This is a genomic window from Kitasatospora sp. NPDC058243 (genome assembly GCF_042882025.1).
Taxonomy (GTDB): Bacteria; Actinomycetota; Actinomycetes; order Streptomycetales; family Streptomycetaceae; genus Kitasatospora.
This window is the reverse complement of sequence record NZ_JBHVWW010000067.1, coordinates 15,563-32,116: the sequence shown is the minus strand read 5'-3', so window position 1 is coordinate 32,116 and position 16,554 is coordinate 15,563. Positions and strand designations below refer to the sequence as shown.

The following is a 16,554-nucleotide window of genomic DNA, read 5'->3' as shown; positions in this document are numbered from 1 at the left end:
CCGGGTGTCAGAGATCCGGCCACCTCTTCCACCGGCCCGTCAGGGCGATGTCGGCCTCCTTGAACGCGGCCTTCCACGCACCGCCCTCGCGCACCATCGCGTAGCGGGCCTCGCCGCCGATCAGCCCTTCCGGTACGTACACCCAGCACCTGACCGGCGACTCCTGTTCGACACGCAGGATCGGCGCCTCGAACTCCGGCGGCGTGCCGAAGCACAGCAGGTCGTAGCGCGACTGGTGCCGGGCCAGCGCCCTGGCCGCCAGATGCCTGGCGAACACCTCCTTCACCGCCGCCAGTTGCTCGCCGCCCGTGGTGTCGTGCCGGCAGGAGGCCATCCACTCCTCCCACCGGCGCATCTCGTCGAAGAAGTCCTGCGCGGCCGCTCGGGCGCCTGCCGCACCCTGACCGCCCTGGCCGCCCTGCCGCTCCTCCGGTGGCATCGCCGCGCCTCAGCTCCAGTCGAAGGTCAACAGGGCCAGCCGGTCGACGGGTTCGAAGAACAGCATGATCCAGTCGGCGCCGCTGCTGCGGTAGTGCCAGCCGGGCACCGCCGCCACGAACTCGAAGCGGCGGCCGGACGGGCCGACCGGCCAGGTGCGGTCGCCGTCGTAGTCGAGCGGGAACACATCGGTCTCGATCCAGTTGCCGGCGGAGTCGGCGTAGCCGCCGAGCTGGTCCAGGAGCGCCATCTCGCCGGTACTGCCGGGGTACGGCAGGCCGTCGTCGCCGAGGTGGACGAGCCGGCCCTCGCGGCGGAAGCTGTCGCGGTGCGCCCGGTAACTGCGCTCCTGGCGTTCGCAGTGCTCGGCGAGGTCGGCGTGGAACCCCGGCCAGGGGTCGGGGACTTCGCCCGGGCCCGCCGCCCGGGCGAAGTAGCGCAGGTCGCCGGCCAGGCGGAAGCGGTCGCCCTCCAGCGTGAAGCCGAGCCAGTTGGACGCCTGGAGCCCCGTGTGGAAGGCCGAGGTGTGGTCGCCGATGCAGCCCTCCGACGGCTCCAGCGGGCTCAGCAGGTGGATCCACCCGTGCCAGGCCGGGTTGACCTGGGCCAGGTCGATCGATACCAGCGGGTGCAGGTGCCGGGCCAACTCGGCCTGGTCGGCGACGAAGACGTCCGCCGGATCGGGGTAGATCCGCAGGGCCGCCCCGGCCGTCATGACGTCCTCCCGCACGGGAGTGTCTTCCACGGACATCCGGACCTCCTACGGTGACCACGCATCGACGGCCGGTCGGCTGACGATCAGCCCCTTCCTACCAGGTGGCTCTGACAGGAGCCCTGGCACCGCCCGATGACTGATGACTGTCGGTGGCCGGTGCTACGTTCCGGTCCTCGACTCGATCACTCGACACGACGAAGGGGGCTTCCCGATGCAGCAGCTGTGGGCGCGGATCGAGGCCGCGCTGGAACGGATCGCCCCGGAGGTGGCGGCCGCGATGCCGCCCGGCGCCACCGACGGGCAGATCCGGGCGGCGGAGGCCGCGATGGGGGTGGAACTCCCGCCGGACGTCCGGGAGTCCTACCGCTGCCACGACGGCCTGCCGGGGGTCCTGATCGGTTTACACACCGCGCTCCACCCGCTCGACGCGATGGTGGACGACTGGCGCGAACGGTCCGCCGACGCCGGGGACCCGCCCTGGGACGAGCGGGCGGAGGACGGCGTGATCCGCCGGGACGTCGCCTGGTCCGCCGGATGGATCCCCTTCATCTCCATCGGCAACGGCGACGTGATCTGCATCGACCTGGACCCGCCCGCCCCGCAGCGCCGCGGCCAGATCATCGACTGGTCGCACGAGAGCTGGCGGGCCTGCTACGAGGCCGCCGGCCTGCGGGAGTTCCTGGAGGCCTTCGCCGCCGACCTGGAAGCCGACCGCTACCGGGCCGACGGGACGCGCCGCGCCTGGGACGGTAGCGGGCTGCCGCTGGTGATGCTGAAGGACTGAGCGTCAGCGCGCCCCGCTCCCCCCGTTCGCCGGATCGGGGCTGCACAGCCAGCCGTTGACGGCGAAGCGGCTGTCCTCGGCCTGCCGGCTCGGACAGCTCACCGGGCGCACCTCGTGCCAGGCGGTGGGGCGGAAGAACACGATGCTGTCGTGCTCGGGCTCCCAGTCCCGCCAGGTGCGCTTCTCCCACTCCCCCGTCGTCCCGCCGTACAGCGGCAGGGCGGCGTCGAACACGCGCAGTTCGCCGCCGCCGAACGGCCGGGGCGTGCCGTGCAGGTAGTAGACGAAGGTGAGCAGGCGCCGGGGGGAGAACTCGGCGCTGGTGTCCTGGTGCGGCCGGTAGAAGTCGCCGTCGTTGTGCACGTTGAGGGTGTAGTCGGGCTCGGTGTCGCGGCAGGAGACGCCCAGGGTGTGCTCGACCGCCTCCAGCACCTCGTCGATGGCCGCCAGCAGTTCGGGCGCGGCGAACTCCCGGCACGAGCGGGAGCGGCGGAAGTCGGGGGCCAGTTCCCGGTCCCCGATCAGGGAGGGCTGCAACGCCTCACCTGCGGAGGCGACGGCGACGGCGCGTGCCAGCAGGGCGCCGGCCGTCCGCTCGCCCAGGAGCCCGGTGATGCGGCAGACCGTCACTGGGAGCCGCCAGATCGCGTCCGTGCTCACCGGCGACGGCTGCTCCGTCACGGTGTCCCGATCCGTCGCAGTACCCCGCTCCGTCGCGGTGTCCGGCCCTGTCATGGTGTCCCGCCCTCTCGTCGTCATGCGGCCTCGGACGCGCTCACGCCCGGGGCCGCATCGGCCGGTGCCGCACCCGCGCCCCTACCGGCTCCAGTCCACCGGGACCACGTCCTGCTTGAGCCCGCGGTCGCTGCACACGGCACACGGGCTGCCCGGGACGCCGGGGCCCTGGTCAGTGCCGATGGTGATGGCCCCGTGCGCGCCGGCCGGGGCGTGGACGCCGTCGCCGACCATCGCGGCCTCGTAGCCGCCCAGCAGTTCCTGCAAGGTGCCGGGGCCCAGGTTCTCGGGGGCGGTGATCGCGGCGATGCCGTCGTAGTCGGTGTAGGCCGCGCCCAGCGTCCGGCCGCCCACGGTGGCGAACACGATCCGGGCACCGCGGATGGGCTCCCCGGTCACCGCGTCGGAGGCCATCGCGTGGATGTTCTCCAGCTGCATCTGGGTGACGTTCAGGCTCGCCTGGCTGGTCGTGAGCCTGGTCGGCTTGAGGCTGGGGCACTCCGCCGCCCCGCTGCACGACGGGGCCGACGAGGCGGCCGCGGACGCGGTGACCGCGCTCCCCGCACCCAGCGAGGCCAAGGCCGCGGCCATCACCGCGACGGTCTTGCGACCAACAGAGCTCATGATCCACTCCCGTGGGAACCGCCCGCGCGTGCTCCGCTCCGACGCCCGAGGGCCACGAGGGCCGGGCGCGCGCGGCACGCGACGGGTGCCGCCCCCCATCGGACGACACGGCCGAGCGTAGCCACCGCCCGTCCGGCCCAACCAGCCGACGACCACGAGTTCGCAAGATCTGATGAACAGTCAACATCGTGGTGACGGCGTTAATCGGGGTGCAGCGGCCGACGACGCTGACCTCTCAGTGGCGCGGCGGGTGGGTGGGCGCCGTCCAGGACGCGTGGGCGTTGAACGTCAGGCCCGCCCGGTCCGAGGGGGGCGTGTGGTCCGGGTCGTTGCGGACGACCTCGATGCGGTGGCTCTCGACGTACAGCGCGGTGAGGTGCAGGCCCGGCGCGGGGGCGCGGACCTCCTGCCGTTCCCGGGTCATGGCGGTGACGAAACGCGTGCTGTCGTAGCCGAGTTCGCGGCTGAGGGACGCGGCCGCCCTGGCGCCGCGGCCCTCGATCTCGACGCCCGCCTCGAACCCCACGGACAGGCCGACGGCTTCGCGGCAGGCCTGCGACTGCGCCTCGTCCACCCCCCACGGGACGGTGGCGCCGACCGTGCCCGGGCCCGGGTCCTCCCGCAGGTCGGTGACCGCGACCCGGGTGTAGAACCGCTGGCGCCGCACCGTGTACGTCGGCGAGTTGCGCAGGATCCACTCCGTGGACGCGCCCCGGTCGAGGACGGCGGTGCACGGGAGGACCACCTCCCGGTCGACGACGGGCTCGGTCCGCTCGGGCGCGTCGCCTCCGTCCGTGACGGCCGGGCCCTTCGCCGTCCCCTGCCGGACCTGCCGCATCGGCACGTCCAGCACGTGGACGTCGCCGGGGTCCTCCCCCTCGTAGTCGCCGTCGAAGTAGGAGATCCAGGTCGCGATGCCGGGGGTCAGCAGGCAGCCCGTGCCGCCGGGGATCGTCTCGGGGCGGACGGTCTCGGGGATCTCCAGCCCGCCGCGCCCGCGCCAGGCGCCGACGGCCACGTAGGGGCGTCCGCCGATCTCCTCCTTCACGCAGCGCAGGTCGCCCTGGGCGACGAAGGCCGCGCCGCCGAGGTCGCGCAGGACGTCACGGGGCCCGTGGACCGTGTCCGAGGACCACAGCGCGCTCAGCGCCCGGTACCCGGGAGGGGCCACCGGCACCAGGCCGCGCAGCACCCCGTCGGAGTCGGTGACCTTGCGCCACTGCTTGGGCTCGGCCAGCGCGGCCGAGCCGCCGGTGCTCCCCCTCACCCAGGTCATCGGGGCGTCGTCGGGGATGACGCTGCACAGGGCGTGGTAGCCCTCGGGCGGTCTCGTCTCGCCGGTGCTGAAGACGAAGGTGAGTTCGCCGAACTGCTGTGGTGCCGAGTAGCTCATTTCCGCTCCTCCTGTCGGACGACTCGCGCTTGCCGGGCGACCGCCCCAGGGCCCGGGCTCAGCGGCCCGGACTCAGTGGCCCGCGGTCACCGGGTAGTGGTCGCTGTAGTCGGTGAACGCCCGGCCGCCCGCCTCCCAGGCCGGCGAGGCGGTCTTCAGGACCTCGCTCGTCCAGGCGTCGCACGGCGGGGCGTGGCCCTTGCGGAGCAGGACGTGGTCCGTGTCCTCGGCGGGGTCGGCCGGGTGGCGGTGCAGGGCGGCGTCGTTGGCGATGGTGTCGAAGGAGTACTTCCAGCCGGTCCGGGGGCCCGCCTCCTGGAGGTTCCCGAAGCCCAGGACGTCCTGGAAGTCGGGCGAGTGGCGGTCGGTGTTGAAGTCCCCGGCGACGATCACCGGCTCGTGCGCCGGGATCCGGCGGTCCGTCAGGAAGACGTCGATGTCGCGCAGCTGGGAGCGACGCATGATCCTCGCCCGGCCGGTCGGGCACGCGCCGTCGTCGGACTGCAGGTGGGTGCCCACCACGTGCACGCGCCGGCCGTCGACCTCCAGTACGGCGTAGGCGAAGCCCTTGGCGGCCTCGGCGTCCCAGCCGCAGGCCACGTCGTGGACGTACTGCTCCATCCGCAGGATGGGCCACCGGCTGACGATCGCGACCCCGCCGCGGGCGTGCAGCGGGGAGATCTGCCGGCCGTGCGTGGCGGCCCAGCCCGACTCGTCCACCCCGACCACCGGCGTGCGGTGGCGGTACCCCCGGCCCTCCAGGCCCTGCATCAACTCCTCGGAGGGGCCGGGGTCGAAGAGTTCCTGGAAGACCAGCACGTCGTGGTCCGCGACATACGCGGACTCGGCGATCAGCCGCGAGCGCGCCGCATTGTTCCAGTCGCCCTCGCTCTTCTGCGTCAGCCCGGACAGGAACATCACGTTGTGCGTCAGAACCTTCAAGGCCGTCCTCTCCGAACCGGCGGGCGCGGGGCGCACACACGGCGGAACCGGTCCGGGGCGCCCCGCCCCCCAAGTCAAGGGGGTCGGCCCGCGCCCGCCGGCGTCGACGCGCCGGTGCCCTCGCGGACGCCGCGGGGCGCGGGGGGCACTGCGGGCTCGCGGCAGAGCCGGTCGGGGCGTGCACGGACGATTCCGCGCCGGTGCGGAGCCGCCCCTCCGACCGCAGGGAGCAAGCACGGCACGCGGCGCGGCGGCGGCACACGCCCGAGCCGCCCGGCGGGTGTGGCCGGGCGGCTCGGGGGTGGTCGGGGGCCGGGGTTACGCGGTGGTGGTCGGGAGCTTGGCGGTCAGCGCGGTCGGGACGTTGACCACGTCGGCGAGGCTGTACTTGCCGGGGCCGAAGTCGGCTGCGGTGAGGGCCTTCTTGCCGCCGCCCGCGACCAGCCAGACGGTGGAACTGTCGGGCGAGAGCAGCAGGGTGCCGTCGGTGGGGGCGCTCTTGGCGGCGGCCCCGCCCAGCCAGGTGCCGGGGACGCCCATGAGCGGCTGCTTGTCGTAGCCCATCGCGGTGAAGTCGGCGTAGGTCAGGGAGACCGCCAGGCCGCCGGCCATCACGTAGACGGTGGAGTTGGTGCCGGCGGCGTCGGTGAGGACCGTGCCGTTCTTCAGGGGCTTGGCGACGGCGCCCTGCAGCCAGGCCTCGGGCACGCCCATCAGGGTCTTGGTGTTGTAGCCGTCGGCGGTCCACTCGCTGCCGGAGATGGGCAGGGCGGTGCCGTTGACCATGACGTACATCGACGGGTCGGTGCCGGCCTGGCCGTTGACGACCGTGCCGTTCGGGACGGTGGCCCGGGTGGCGGAGGCGAGCCAGGCGCCGGGGACGCCCATGTCGGCGCGGGTGTTGTAGCCGTCGGCGGTCCACTCGGCGCCGGAGATGGGCAGGGCGGCGCCGGAGACGACGACGTAGCGGGCGTTGCCGCCGGCCTGGTCGTGGACGACGAGGCCGGTCGGGAGGGTGTTGGTGAGCGCGTTCTGCAGCCAGGCGGTGGGGACGCCCAGGTCGGGGCGGGTGTTGTAGCCGGCCGCCGTCCAGTCCGCGCCGGAGATGGACAGCGCCGCGCCGGCGACGACGACGAAGCGGGAGGAACCGCCGGCCTGGTCGTGGACGACGGTGCCCTCGGGCGGGGTGGTGGGCAGGGCGTTGAAGCGGGCGTCGTCCACCAGGACGATCTTGCTCAGGTCGTAGCCGTCGGGGGCGACGTCGGAGCCGGCGACGGGCAGGCCCGCGCCGCTGATCAGGACCTTGACCGAGGAGCCGTTGGGCGACTTGACGAGCGTGCCGGTGGGCAGCGACGCCGGGTCGGGGTAGGAGGTGCCGGCCGGGTAGGGGTTGGCGTGGTCGGCGCCCAGGTTGGCCGCCGGGCCGCAGACCGGCCAGGCGCCCTGGCCCTGCCCGGCGAGGACCTTCTCGGCGATCAGGATCTGCTGCTGCTTGGTCGCCCGGTTGGCGTAGGGGGCGTACTGGCTGCCGCCGTAGGCGAGCCAGGTGCTCTGGGAGAACTGGAGGCCGCCGTAGTAGCCGTTGTTGGTGTTGATGCTCCAGTTGCCGCCGCTCTCGCACTGGGCGACCTTGTCCCAGGTGGACACCGAGGCCGCGGAGGCCTGGCCGCCGAGGGCGAGCGGGGCGGCGAGGGCGAGCAGGCCGGTGGCGGCGGCGAGGGCCGGTGTCTTGCGGGCGGCGGCGGTCATGACGGAATTCCCCCTGGGGCAGGTGCGGGTTGGCGAGCGGGTTGGCGGGTGTGCGAGCGGGTGTGCGAGCAGGTGTGCGGGTGCCGGGCGGCCCGGCCGGCGGTGGCCGGGCCGCCCTGGCGGGGTGGGCGCGTCAGGCGACGGTGGGGAGCTTGGCGGTCAGCGCGGTCGGGACCTTCACCACGTCGGCGGCGTTGTAGGAGCCGGGCGCGGCCGCCTTCTTGCCGCCGCCGTTGACGACCTGCCAGACGGTGGGGCCGTCGGAGGACTGCAGCAGGGTGCCGTCGGCGGGGGCGCTCTTGGCGGCGGCCGCCTGCTCCCAGCTGCCGGGGGCGCCGCGCAGCGGCAGCTTGTCGTAGCCGTAGCCGGTGAAGTCGGCGTAGGTGAGCGGGACGGCCAGGCCGCCGGCCATCACGTAGACGGTGGAGTCGGTGCCGGCGGCGTTGGTGATCAGGGTGCCGTTGGCGAGCGGGCGGGCGACCTCGGCGGCCTCCCATGCCTCCGGGACGCCCAGGACCGGCTGGTTGGCGTAGGTGGTGGTGAACTCGGCGCTGGTCATCGGCAGCGCGGAGTTGTTGACCATCACGTAGATCGACGGGTCGGTGCCGGCCTGGCCCTTGATCAGGGTGCCGTCCGGGACGGTCTTCCTGGCCGTGGTGTTGAGCCACTCGCCGGGCACGCCCATCAGGGACTGGAGGTTGTAGCCGTCGGCGGTCCACTCGGAGGCGGAGATGGGCAGGGCGGCGCCGCCGACGACGACGTAGCGGCTGGGGTCGGTGCCGGACTGGTCCATCAGGACGGTGCCGTTGGGCATGGGCTTGGCGATGGCGGCCTTCAGCCAGTCGCTGGGCACGCCCATCAGGGACTGGGTGTTGTAGCCGTCGGCGGTCCACTCGGCGGCGGAGATGTGCATGGCGGTGCCGTTGACGACGACGTAGCGGCCGGCGTCGGTGCCGGACTGGTCCATCACGACGAGTCCGGTGGCCGGGCCGGTGTTGATCGCGCCCTGCAGCCAGCTGGACGGGACGCCCATGTCGGCGCGGGTGTTGTAGCCGTCGGCGGTCCAGTCCGAGCCGGAGATGACCAGCGCCGCGCCGCCGACCACGACGTAGCGGGAGGAGCCGCCGGCCTGGTCGTGGACCACGGTGCCGGGCGGCGGCACGGTGGGCAGGGCGTTGAAGGCGCCGTCGTCGACCTGGACGATCTTGCTCAGGTCGTAGCCGTCGGGGGCGACGTCGGAGCCGGCGACCGGCAGGCCCGCGCCGTTGATGATGACCTTGACCGAGGCGCCGTTCGGGGACTTGACCAGGGTGCCGGAGGGCAGCGAGGACGGGGAGGTGCTGACATCCTCGACGACGTTCTTGTAGCGCCGCGCCTTGTAGTCGCCGTTGGGGTGCGAGTCGAACTTCGCGGCGTTGATGGAGGCGCCGGTGATGTGCTTCACCGGGGTGGAGCCGAAGGAGTAGTAGGAGAAGGTGGTGTGGCCGGGGTCGTCCCACTTCTCGAAGAGCAGGACGTGGTCGTAGAAGCTGTTGAGGACGTCCCCGGGGCGCAGGTCGCTGCGCGGGATCTCGTAGCTCTCGTCGGTGGCGATGGACTGGGTGGTGGCGCTGTAGCCCAGGTGCCAGGCCATGGAGACGTAGCCGGAGCAGTCCTTGCGGTAGTAGCGGCCGCTGGAGTCGGGGAAGGTCGCGCCCTGGTTGTAGGTGAGGCCCGGGTTCTGGTTGAACCAGTACTGGGCGCGGGAGAGGATCTCCGACCGGGTGATCTGGCCGCCGACGGTGGACGAGGCGGCGGCGTGGGCCGCGGTGGTGGTGACGGCCGTGGCGGCTATCGCGCCGGAGGCGGCGATGGAGGCGGCGAGGGTGATGCGGGCGAGCTTGGAGAGCGCGGAGGGCATGACGACGCGTCCTGACGGTGTGAGAGCGGCGGTGGGCGCCCGGTGCGGGCGCGGGAAGTCGAGGGGCGTGGCCCGGAGGGAGGCGGACGGCTGCCCTGCAGGAGCAGCGGTCGGGTGGCCTCGGGCGGCACGGGGCGGGTCAGTCCCGGATGGTGTTCACGGAAGTGGCCGGCGTGGGTCGGGTCAGTCCCAGATGGTGTTGGCCGGGGTGACGGTGACCGGCGCGGGGGTGGTGACCGGCGCGGGGCCGTCCCAGATGGTGTTCGCCGTCGTGGCGGCCGGGGCGGGGGTGGGGCCGTCCCAGATGGTGTTGGCCGAGGCCTGGCCGGCGATCGGCAGGACGGCGGCGAGGGCGAGGGCGGCGACCGCGGCGGCCTTGGCGAGCGGGGTGCGAAGCATGGGGGTGGACCTCTTTCGAGAACTGGGCGGGTGGCGGTGAGTCCGGTGTCGCGTCCCGCGGTAGACGCTCGGCCGGTTTGCCTCCGGGCGGTGGGCCCTGCTGGCGAGTACTAGCTTCGTCGCAGTTCAGGGCGGGTGGAAGGGCTCTCCGGTGGACGGAAGCGGCAGCGTCCGGATCCGTCCAGCCGGGCCGGATCAGTCCAGCAGGCGCTCGTAGAACGGCGCGACGAGCGGGGCGCCGACGCGGGTGAGCGTCCAGCCGTGCAGCGCGGGGACGGTCTCGACCGCGCGCCGGCAGAACGTGTCGACGACGGTCTCGGCGGCGCTCAGCCGGCCGGCGACCAGGTAGACGCCGAGGACGGCGCCGGGGCCGGCGCCCTCGTGCACGGCGACGTGTTCGATGCGCTCCTGGGGCCGCGCGCTCGCCAGCAGCGCCCCGGCGGTGTCGGGCGCGAGCGCCGCTGCCGGGGCCGGGACCGGGGCCTGGATCTCGGCATGAATCAGGTACATGGAACGGACTCTGCCGAACCGTCGACATCCCGGCATAGAGGATCAACCTGGACGGTTCCGGCGGTGTCCGGAACCGTCCAAGGGCCCTTGCTGGCCCCCTCTCGCACTCGCGTGCGATGATCGCGTACGCAGCGATTGGCGATTCAGGCCTTACACACCGGGGGGTAACGAGGCATGCTGACCGCACTCGGGCTGGATGCCGTGTCAGAGAGCGTCTACCGCAGCATGCTCGCGCATCCCGGCGACGGGGTGCGGGCGCTGGCGGAGCGGCTCGGGCGCAGCGAGGAGGAGGTCCGGCGCTGTCTGGACCTGCTGAGCGAGCTGGCGCTGATCCGGCCCTCCTACGAGCGGGAGGGCGAGCTGCGCGCGGTGTCGCCGCAGGTCGGCATGGAGTTGCTGATGGCCCGTCAGCAGGCTGATCTGGCGGCGCAGCAGCTGCGGATCGAGGCGTCCCGGGCGGCGGCTGCGCAGTTGATCGCGGAGTACGCGGATCTGCGGCCGGCCGCCTCGCACGCGGGGGTGGAGCAGTTGGTGGGCCTGGACCAGATCCGGGACCGGATCGCTTCGCTGGCCCGTGGTCTGACGGCGGAGATCATGACGTTCGCGCCGGGTGGCGGGCATTCTCCGGAGAGCATCGAGGCGTCCCGGCCGCATGACCGGGATCTGCTGGGCCGGGGGGTGCGGATGCGGACGGTGTACCTGGACAGTGTGCGCAACAGCCAGCCGACGGTGGCGTATGTGGGCTGGTTGGCGGAGCTGGGCGGGGAGGTGCGGACGGCGCCGGAGCTGCCGACCCGGATGATCATCTTCGATCGGGCGACGGCGCTGATCCCGGTCAGCGGGGAGGACACCCGGGCGGGGGCGGTCGTGCTGACCGGTCACGGGACGCTGGTGGCGCTGTGTGCGCTGTTCGAGCACGTGTGGGGCCAGGCGCGGGAGTTGGGGCCGTCGGCGGTGCGGGACGAGGGCGGGCTCAGTGCGCCGGAGGCGACGGTGGTGCGGTTGCTGGCGCAGGGGCTGACGGACGAGGCGATCGCCAAGCGGCTGGGGGTGTCGTCGCGGACGGCTCGGCGGGTGGCGACGGATCTGATGGAGCGGCTGGGTGCGCGCAGTCGTTTCGAGTTCGGGATGCGGGCGGTGCAGAACGGCTGGCTGCCGCGGCAGTTGTAGGGCCGGCGTTCGCGCGGGTGGCCGTGGCGGGAGCCGGGCGGCTGGTGCGGGTGCGGGTGTGGGTCCGCCCGCCGCCCCCGGGTCGCGGGGGCGGCGGGCGGCGCCGGAGGTGTGGAGCGGGGCTGCTAGAACGGCGGGAGCGTGCCGAGCTTGACGTCGCCCGTGTAGTGCTTGCCGAGCGCGTCGAAGTCGTAGTACAGGTGCACGTCGTCGCCGACCAGGTAGAACCTCTGCGTGCCGTTGACGAACGGCGACAGGCCAAGGTGGAAGGTGATGCCCTCGGTCAGGCTGCCGGAGGCGCTGCCGACCTTGACCTTGCCGAGGAACGGCACGTTCGCGTACACCACGATGGACGCGGAGCGGGCGGTCGTGTCGAGGGTGAGCGTGGTCTCCAGCGGGCCGGTGACGTAGGTCCAGGTCTGCACGTCCGTGATGGCGGGCGTGACGTTCTGGACCACTGCGACCGGGGCCGGGGCCGGGGCGGCCGCCATGGCCGCCGTGCTGCCGAAGCCGACTGTCAGGACGGCGAGGCCGGCCACCACAACACCCGCACGACGTACAAAGCGGTTCTTCATGGTTCCCTCCCAGAGGTGTGAGCTGATGGGCGGGTCCCCCGGGGTGATTCCTATCAGTCAACTCGCTTGGGGTGCCAGCGTGTTGTACATCACGACCGCGCTCCGGCGTAAAAGTGGACCCACCCGTTCGGGTGGTTTTTCTTGACTTGGCCAGCAGCCCTGTGCAGTGCGGGGCGGCCCGGGTCGCGCGGCCCGTTCCGGGTACGGAGCAGCCGTCCCCTCGTGCGGGTTCGGGGTTTTGCCGGCCGACTGCGGGGCGGGGCCTGCGGGCGGGCCGGGGCCGGCGGCGGGCCCCGCCGGGGGCGGGACGGTCTGCGGTCGCGGGCCAAGTGGACCGGTTCGCGCGGGGGGCGCTACGCGCGTCCATTTCCGTCCACCCGGGGTGATTTGTCGGACCTTCACGGTTCCCCCATCAGATGATCACTCGGCTGCCGGAATTCCGACCCCTGGCGTACGGCGCGGTCCACTCGAATTCCTTCGCACACCGCCGAGCAGCGAAAGGCCTTCACCCCATGACCCGCCCTGCCGACCGCCCCTCCCCCGACCAGCAGCTGCGCGAGGCCGCCGCGCGGCTGGACCGGCGCCGCTTCCTCACCGTCACCTCGGCCGCCGCCGCGCTGGCGTTCACCGTCAACCTGCCGTCCGCGCACGCCGAGGACGCCGAGTTCGGACCGCGCGCCATCACCGGCAACCCGTTCACCCTCGGCGTGGCCTCCGGCGACCCGCTGCCCGGGGCCGTCGTGCTGTGGACCCGCCTGGCGCCGCGCCCGCTGGAGCCCGGCGCCGGGCTGCCGCCCGCCGGCTCGGTGCGGGTGGGCTGGGAGCTGGCCCGCGACGAGCGGTTCCGCAAGGTGGTGCGGCGCGGCAGCGCCCGCGCGCACGCCGAGTTCAACTACGCGGTGCACGTGGACGTCGACGGCCTCGACGCGGACCGGGTGTACTGGTACCGCTTCACCGTCGGCGCCTGGAGCAGCCCCGTGGGCCGCACCCGCACCGCGCCGGAGCGCGGGCGCCGGCTGGACGCCGTCCGCTTCGGGCTGGTGTCCTGCCAGGCCTACGAGGACGGCTACTTCACCGCCTACCGCCACCTGGCCGACGAGGACCTGGCCGCGGTGTTCCACGTCGGCGACTACATCTACGAGTACGGCATCGACGCGGCGGGCGGCGACCGCAAGTACACCGACCGCACCCTGCCGGCGCTGTTCAACCACGAGACCGCCACGCTGGAGGACTACCGGCTGCGCTACTCCCTCTACAAGAACGACCCCGACCTCCAGGCCGCGCACGCCGCCCACCCCTGGTACGTCACCTGGGACGACCACGAGGTGGAGAACAACTACGCGGCCGGCATCCCCGAGAAGGGCCAGGACCCGGCGCCGTTCATCGCCCGCCGCGCCGCCGCCTACCGCGCGTACTGGGAGAACATGCCACTGCGGATGCCGCAGCCGCGCGGCACCGAGCTCACCCTCTACCGGCGTGTCCACTTCGGGCAGTTGGCGCAGTTCGACATCCTCGACACCCGCCAGTACCGCGACGACCAGGCCAACGGCGACGGCTGGCAGTACCCCACCCCGGAGTCCGAGGACCCGCGGCGCACCCTGATGGGCGCCGCCCAGGAACGCTGGTTCGCCGAGGGCCTGCACCGCTCCCGGGCGACCTGGAACGTCGTGCCGCAGCAGGTCGTCTTCTCCCGCCGCAAGAACACCACCGCCGAGCGCTCCAAGCTCTCCATGGACGCCTGGGACGGCTACCCGGCCGCCCGCGAGCGCTTCCTGACCGCCGTCGACCGGGCCGGGGTGGAGAACCTGGTGCTCCTGACCGGTGACGTCCACGTCGCCTACGCCCTGGACGTCAAGCGCGACTTCGACAAGCCGGACTCGCGCACCGTGGGCGTGGAGTTCGTCGGCACCTCGATCAGCAGCGACGGCGACGGCGAGGAGAAGCCGTCCAACTGGCAGAACCTGATGTCGGCCAACCCGCACATGAAGTTCTACGACGGGCGGCGCGGCTACACCACGCTCACCCTGGACCGCCACCAGGTCCGCGCCGACTACCGCGCCGTCTCCCACATCACCCGCCCCGGCGGCACCGTCACCACCGCCGCCTCCTTCGTCACCCAGGCCGGCAACCCGGGCATCCACCCCGCCTGACCCGCCACCCCCAGGTCCCGCCGCTCACGGGGGCGGCGGGCCCCGGAGGTGGCTGAGAGCCTTGAGCGTGACCGCGCCGCACCAGTTGCCTCGCATAGGCCCCCCGGCTGCTCAGGACTGAGCAGCCGGGGGACTCAACTACGCGCGAAGGTGTTCCAGTGCCTTCTCCAGCGCGTCCTCAGCGGCAACCGCCACGTCCGGCTCCACGCCAACGCCCTCCCAGTTGGTGCCGGTGACCGGGTTGATCGAGCGGGCCGCCGGCACGGTCACCGTCACATGCGGCGCAACAGGAATACGGGCCGTCGGGTGGGCGCCACCACGCGTCGTCTGCCCGACCAGCGTCGCCCGCTTGAGCACCTTCAGGTTGTACGACAGCTCCTCCCCACCGGAGAAAGTGAAGTCGCTGGTCAGCACCGCCACCGGCCGGTCCGAATAGCGCGGCGCGGCGAGGTGCCCGAGGGTCCAGTACTGGCGGGTGGAGTCGGTAGCCCGGTCGTAGATGTCGTTGAGGTGCACCTCGTCGTCAGCGAAGAAGTAGCTGCACCACAGCTGAACGCCCTCCGGTGAGCCGCCGCTGCACTGCCGCAGGTCGATGACCAACGCCTCGGTGGAAGCGACCAGTTGCATCGCGGCGGCGATCGCGGGACCGCCCACCCCGGCCGGGGGAATCATGCGCAGATCGAGGTAGCCGATGTTGCCGTCGAGTTGCTCTGCCCGCCGGATGCCGTAGTTCTTCTCCCGGGCGTACCGCTCGAACCGGGCCCGGGCGACGTCCTCCGGCTCCTCGTCCATCGACTGCGGCTCCTCGCTCCACAACAGCCGCAGGTGCTTGTCCGGACACACCCCCTGCAAGTCCTCCGTGACCCGCTCGCACAGCCCCCGCTCGTCCAGGCCCTCATAAGCGCCTTCCGCCAGCCGGTTCCGGATCGCCACTTCAATGGCCGCCGTCTTCTCGGGGAACACGTAACCAGCGGTGATCCGGGCGAGGGCGGTGTCGAGTATCGCTCCATGAGTGATCATTCGCGCGATCGTAGGGCAAGGCCGACCCGATGCCCAGCGGTTTCTCAGCGAACTCCTCACCGTCACTCCCTCCCCCGGCCCCGCATCAAACCCGCCCTCACCCACTGCCGCACCCAAGCCCAAGCCCAAGCCGCCCACCCATGAGCAACACCCCACCGTGCGCAGGAAGTCGCCCCCGCCGACTTCCTGCGCAGCGCGGTCGGCTCGTCCAGGTCAGCCGGGCGCCACTCGCGGACATGCGAGTGGCGCCCGGGGCGGCCGGACCTCAGGGCCGCCATCCGCCGACACCCTCCACCTCCACTCGCCTCGGCACCACACGGCGGTTTCTAGGGGCCTTCGTGTGTTCTGGGCCTGTTGGAATCCAACAGGCCCAGAGGCAACGCCGGCCGTGGGATACGTCCGGCTCATCTGCGGCTCTGGCCGGGTTCGTGCAATGTCGTGCATGCCGGGTTGTGATTCTGATTCGCAGGGTTGACGGTGGTGCGCGTCCTCGCAACTCCGCAGACGTTGGAGATCGTCATGGCCCTGGGTTTCGTGGGCATCGACCCCGGCACGGGCGGCGGAGGTCATCGTGCAGAACTGGGCGGCCGATGACGCGCTCTGCGAGAAGATCGCAGGGACCGGGTGGGTTCCCGGCCGCATGCTCGGGATTCCCGCTCATGAGTCCGTGATCCGGATCCCGGCCCGCATGGCGCCGATCCTGAAGGAGGCTGTCGAACGTGTCGAACGTGCCCGACTTCGCCGCGCTGCTGAGGAGCGCTCAGAGGACCGCGGTTCATCTGGAGATGCGTGACTCCTACGCCGTGGGCGACGAGGCCGAGGAGATCGACCGCTTCTCCCGCACCGGCGGGATCGAGCTGGACCCCGAAGCGTCGTGGTGGCCCGAGTGGCTGGGACTCGTCCGCGAGACGGTCGGTCGTGGCGTGGTCATGCGGCGGGCCCGGATCGTGTCCGAGCCGGTGACCGACTACATCCGGTGGGAGCACGCGGTCACCCCGATGAACCTGGCGGCCGGGGAACTGGTTCGGTGGCTGCCGAGGAGTCAGGCGTCGGACATCGCGCTGCCGGGGAACGACTTCTGGCTGATCGACGACAAGCTGGTGCTGTTCCACTTCTTCACGGGGTACGGCGACTGGGCCGAGCCCGGGTTCGCCTTCTTTGAGGACTCCGCGACGGTTCGTCTCGTCTCCTGCGCGTTCGAGGCCGTGTGGGAGCGTGGCACCCCGCACGACAAGTACAGCGTCTGACCTGCCCTTGCCCTGCGAGCACCGAACCGCCCGCCCCTCCTGCGGCGAACGCGTCAGCCCATGCTCGCCGCGCATGAGAAGTCGGCGCCGGACTCCTGGGGCGGGGCGGCGCTGCGTTTCCTGGCCTGGGGGACCCCACGCCGGGGGGGGGACAAGAAGGGGGAAGGGGGGACAGGGATTTCTGTGTTCTCTCGGTGTGGGAG

At 72.5% G+C, this 16,554-nt stretch carries 16 protein-coding genes; 4 read left to right on the top strand and 12 right to left on the bottom strand.

The features are described 5' to 3' along the window. Positions 1 to 7: 7 nt before the first annotated feature. Positions 8 to 439, bottom strand: coding sequence for a hypothetical protein (locus tag ACFVX9_RS32050; protein ID WP_380376093.1), 432 nt, complete (start codon positions 437 to 439; stop codon positions 8 to 10). 9 nt (positions 440 to 448) lie between these two features. Then, complete coding sequence (locus ACFVX9_RS32045; RefSeq protein ID WP_363378152.1) at positions 449 to 1,189, bottom strand: hypothetical protein; 741 nt, start codon at positions 1,187 to 1,189, stop codon at positions 449 to 451. A 175-nt stretch (positions 1,190 to 1,364) separates the two neighbouring features. Between ACFVX9_RS32045 and ACFVX9_RS32040 the strand changes: the two genes are divergently transcribed. After that, positions 1,365 to 1,937, top strand: coding sequence for an SMI1/KNR4 family protein (locus ACFVX9_RS32040; RefSeq protein ID WP_387984889.1), 573 nt, complete (start codon positions 1,365 to 1,367; stop codon positions 1,935 to 1,937). 3 nt (positions 1,938 to 1,940) lie between these two features. Here the strand turns inward: ACFVX9_RS32040 and ACFVX9_RS32035 are convergent, their stop codons facing one another. The 8 genes from ACFVX9_RS32035 to ACFVX9_RS32000 all read right to left on the bottom strand — a co-directional run bounded on the left by ACFVX9_RS32035 (position 1,941) and on the right by ACFVX9_RS32000 (position 10,189). Continuing rightward, a complete protein-coding gene (locus ACFVX9_RS32035; protein WP_387984886.1) occupies positions 1,941 to 2,618 on the bottom strand; it encodes a 2OG-Fe(II) oxygenase in 678 nt (225 codons plus the stop codon). A gap of 135 nt (positions 2,619 to 2,753) precedes the next feature. Then, the gene (locus ACFVX9_RS32030) at positions 2,754 to 3,296 is read right to left on the bottom strand and encodes a hypothetical protein (protein ID WP_063352926.1); all 543 of its coding nucleotides are present in this window, start codon (positions 3,294 to 3,296) and stop codon (positions 2,754 to 2,756) included. A 235-nt stretch (positions 3,297 to 3,531) separates the two neighbouring features. Then, entirely contained in the window at positions 3,532 to 4,689 is a 1,158-nt protein-coding gene (locus ACFVX9_RS32025) for a hypothetical protein (RefSeq protein ID WP_387984883.1), read from the bottom strand. A 72-nt stretch (positions 4,690 to 4,761) separates the two neighbouring features. Further along, positions 4,762 to 5,631, bottom strand: a complete 870-nt coding sequence (locus ACFVX9_RS32020; protein WP_380484771.1) for a sphingomyelin phosphodiesterase — start codon at positions 5,629 to 5,631, stop codon at positions 4,762 to 4,764. A gap of 318 nt (positions 5,632 to 5,949) precedes the next feature. Beyond that, the gene (locus tag ACFVX9_RS32015; protein WP_387984880.1) at positions 5,950 to 7,380 is read right to left on the bottom strand and encodes a transglycosylase family protein; all 1,431 of its coding nucleotides are present in this window, start codon (positions 7,378 to 7,380) and stop codon (positions 5,950 to 5,952) included. A gap of 133 nt (positions 7,381 to 7,513) precedes the next feature. Further along, a complete protein-coding gene (locus ACFVX9_RS32010) occupies positions 7,514 to 9,280 on the bottom strand; it encodes a hypothetical protein (RefSeq protein WP_387984877.1) in 1,767 nt (588 codons plus the stop codon). A gap of 183 nt (positions 9,281 to 9,463) precedes the next feature. Next, positions 9,464 to 9,679, bottom strand: a complete 216-nt coding sequence (locus tag ACFVX9_RS32005; RefSeq protein WP_063352931.1) for a hypothetical protein — start codon at positions 9,677 to 9,679, stop codon at positions 9,464 to 9,466. Between the two features lie 195 nt (positions 9,680 to 9,874). Beyond that, positions 9,875 to 10,189 (bottom strand): hypothetical protein, encoded by a 315-nt coding sequence (locus tag ACFVX9_RS32000; RefSeq protein ID WP_063352932.1) that lies wholly within the window; start codon positions 10,187 to 10,189, stop codon positions 9,875 to 9,877. Positions 10,190 to 10,363: 174 nt separating this feature from the next. Here ACFVX9_RS32000 and ACFVX9_RS31995 point away from each other — a divergent pair, with 174 nt between their 5' ends. Next, positions 10,364 to 11,359, top strand: coding sequence for a helix-turn-helix domain-containing protein (locus ACFVX9_RS31995; protein ID WP_380376109.1), 996 nt, complete (start codon positions 10,364 to 10,366; stop codon positions 11,357 to 11,359). Positions 11,360 to 11,484: 125 nt separating this feature from the next. Here the strand turns inward: ACFVX9_RS31995 and ACFVX9_RS31990 are convergent, their stop codons facing one another. Continuing rightward, the gene (locus ACFVX9_RS31990) at positions 11,485 to 11,934 is read right to left on the bottom strand and encodes a hypothetical protein (RefSeq protein ID WP_159398753.1); all 450 of its coding nucleotides are present in this window, start codon (positions 11,932 to 11,934) and stop codon (positions 11,485 to 11,487) included. A gap of 512 nt (positions 11,935 to 12,446) precedes the next feature. On the opposite strand from ACFVX9_RS31990, the gene ACFVX9_RS31985 reads away from it, so the two are divergent. Then, positions 12,447 to 14,084, top strand: a complete 1,638-nt coding sequence (locus tag ACFVX9_RS31985; protein WP_380376111.1) for an alkaline phosphatase D family protein — start codon at positions 12,447 to 12,449, stop codon at positions 14,082 to 14,084. A 138-nt stretch (positions 14,085 to 14,222) separates the two neighbouring features. Here ACFVX9_RS31985 and ACFVX9_RS31980 read toward each other — a convergent pair whose 3' ends face one another. Then, entirely contained in the window at positions 14,223 to 15,047 is an 825-nt protein-coding gene (locus ACFVX9_RS31980; protein WP_380484779.1) for a S41 family peptidase, read from the bottom strand. 767 nt (positions 15,048 to 15,814) lie between these two features. Between ACFVX9_RS31980 and ACFVX9_RS31975 the strand changes: the two genes are divergently transcribed. Beyond that, positions 15,815 to 16,351 carry a DUF6879 family protein gene (locus tag ACFVX9_RS31975; protein ID WP_387984952.1) on the top strand — a complete coding sequence of 179 codons (537 nt, stop codon included), beginning with the start codon at positions 15,815 to 15,817 and terminating at the stop codon, positions 16,349 to 16,351. The last annotated feature ends 203 nt before the right edge of the window (positions 16,352 to 16,554 follow it).

What these genes read in the sequence shown, in the direction of transcription:
- ACFVX9_RS31990 (WP_159398753.1), bottom strand. Translation starts at nt 11,934, where the DNA reads ATGAAGAACCGCTTTGTACGTCGTGCGGGTGTTGTGGTGGCCGGCCTC.
- ACFVX9_RS32025 (WP_387984883.1), bottom strand. Translation starts at nt 4,689, where the DNA reads ATGAGCTACTCGGCACCACAGCAGTTCGGCGAACTCACCTTCGTCTTC.
- ACFVX9_RS31995 (WP_380376109.1), top strand. Translation starts at nt 10,364, where the DNA reads ATGCTGACCGCACTCGGGCTGGATGCCGTGTCAGAGAGCGTCTACCGC.
- ACFVX9_RS32015 (WP_387984880.1), bottom strand. Translation starts at nt 7,380, where the DNA reads ATGACCGCCGCCGCCCGCAAGACACCGGCCCTCGCCGCCGCCACCGGC.
- ACFVX9_RS32030 (WP_063352926.1), bottom strand. Translation starts at nt 3,296, where the DNA reads ATGAGCTCTGTTGGTCGCAAGACCGTCGCGGTGATGGCCGCGGCCTTG.
- ACFVX9_RS32000 (WP_063352932.1), bottom strand. Translation starts at nt 10,189, where the DNA reads ATGTACCTGATTCATGCCGAGATCCAGGCCCCGGTCCCGGCCCCGGCA.
- ACFVX9_RS32050 (WP_380376093.1), bottom strand. Translation starts at nt 439, where the DNA reads ATGCCACCGGAGGAGCGGCAGGGCGGCCAGGGCGGTCAGGGTGCGGCA.
- ACFVX9_RS32045 (WP_363378152.1), bottom strand. Translation starts at nt 1,189, where the DNA reads ATGTCCGTGGAAGACACTCCCGTGCGGGAGGACGTCATGACGGCCGGG.
- ACFVX9_RS32010 (WP_387984877.1), bottom strand. Translation starts at nt 9,280, where the DNA reads ATGCCCTCCGCGCTCTCCAAGCTCGCCCGCATCACCCTCGCCGCCTCC.
- ACFVX9_RS32040 (WP_387984889.1), top strand. Translation starts at nt 1,365, where the DNA reads ATGCAGCAGCTGTGGGCGCGGATCGAGGCCGCGCTGGAACGGATCGCC.
- ACFVX9_RS32005 (WP_063352931.1), bottom strand. Translation starts at nt 9,679, where the DNA reads ATGCTTCGCACCCCGCTCGCCAAGGCCGCCGCGGTCGCCGCCCTCGCC.
- ACFVX9_RS31985 (WP_380376111.1), top strand. Translation starts at nt 12,447, where the DNA reads ATGACCCGCCCTGCCGACCGCCCCTCCCCCGACCAGCAGCTGCGCGAG.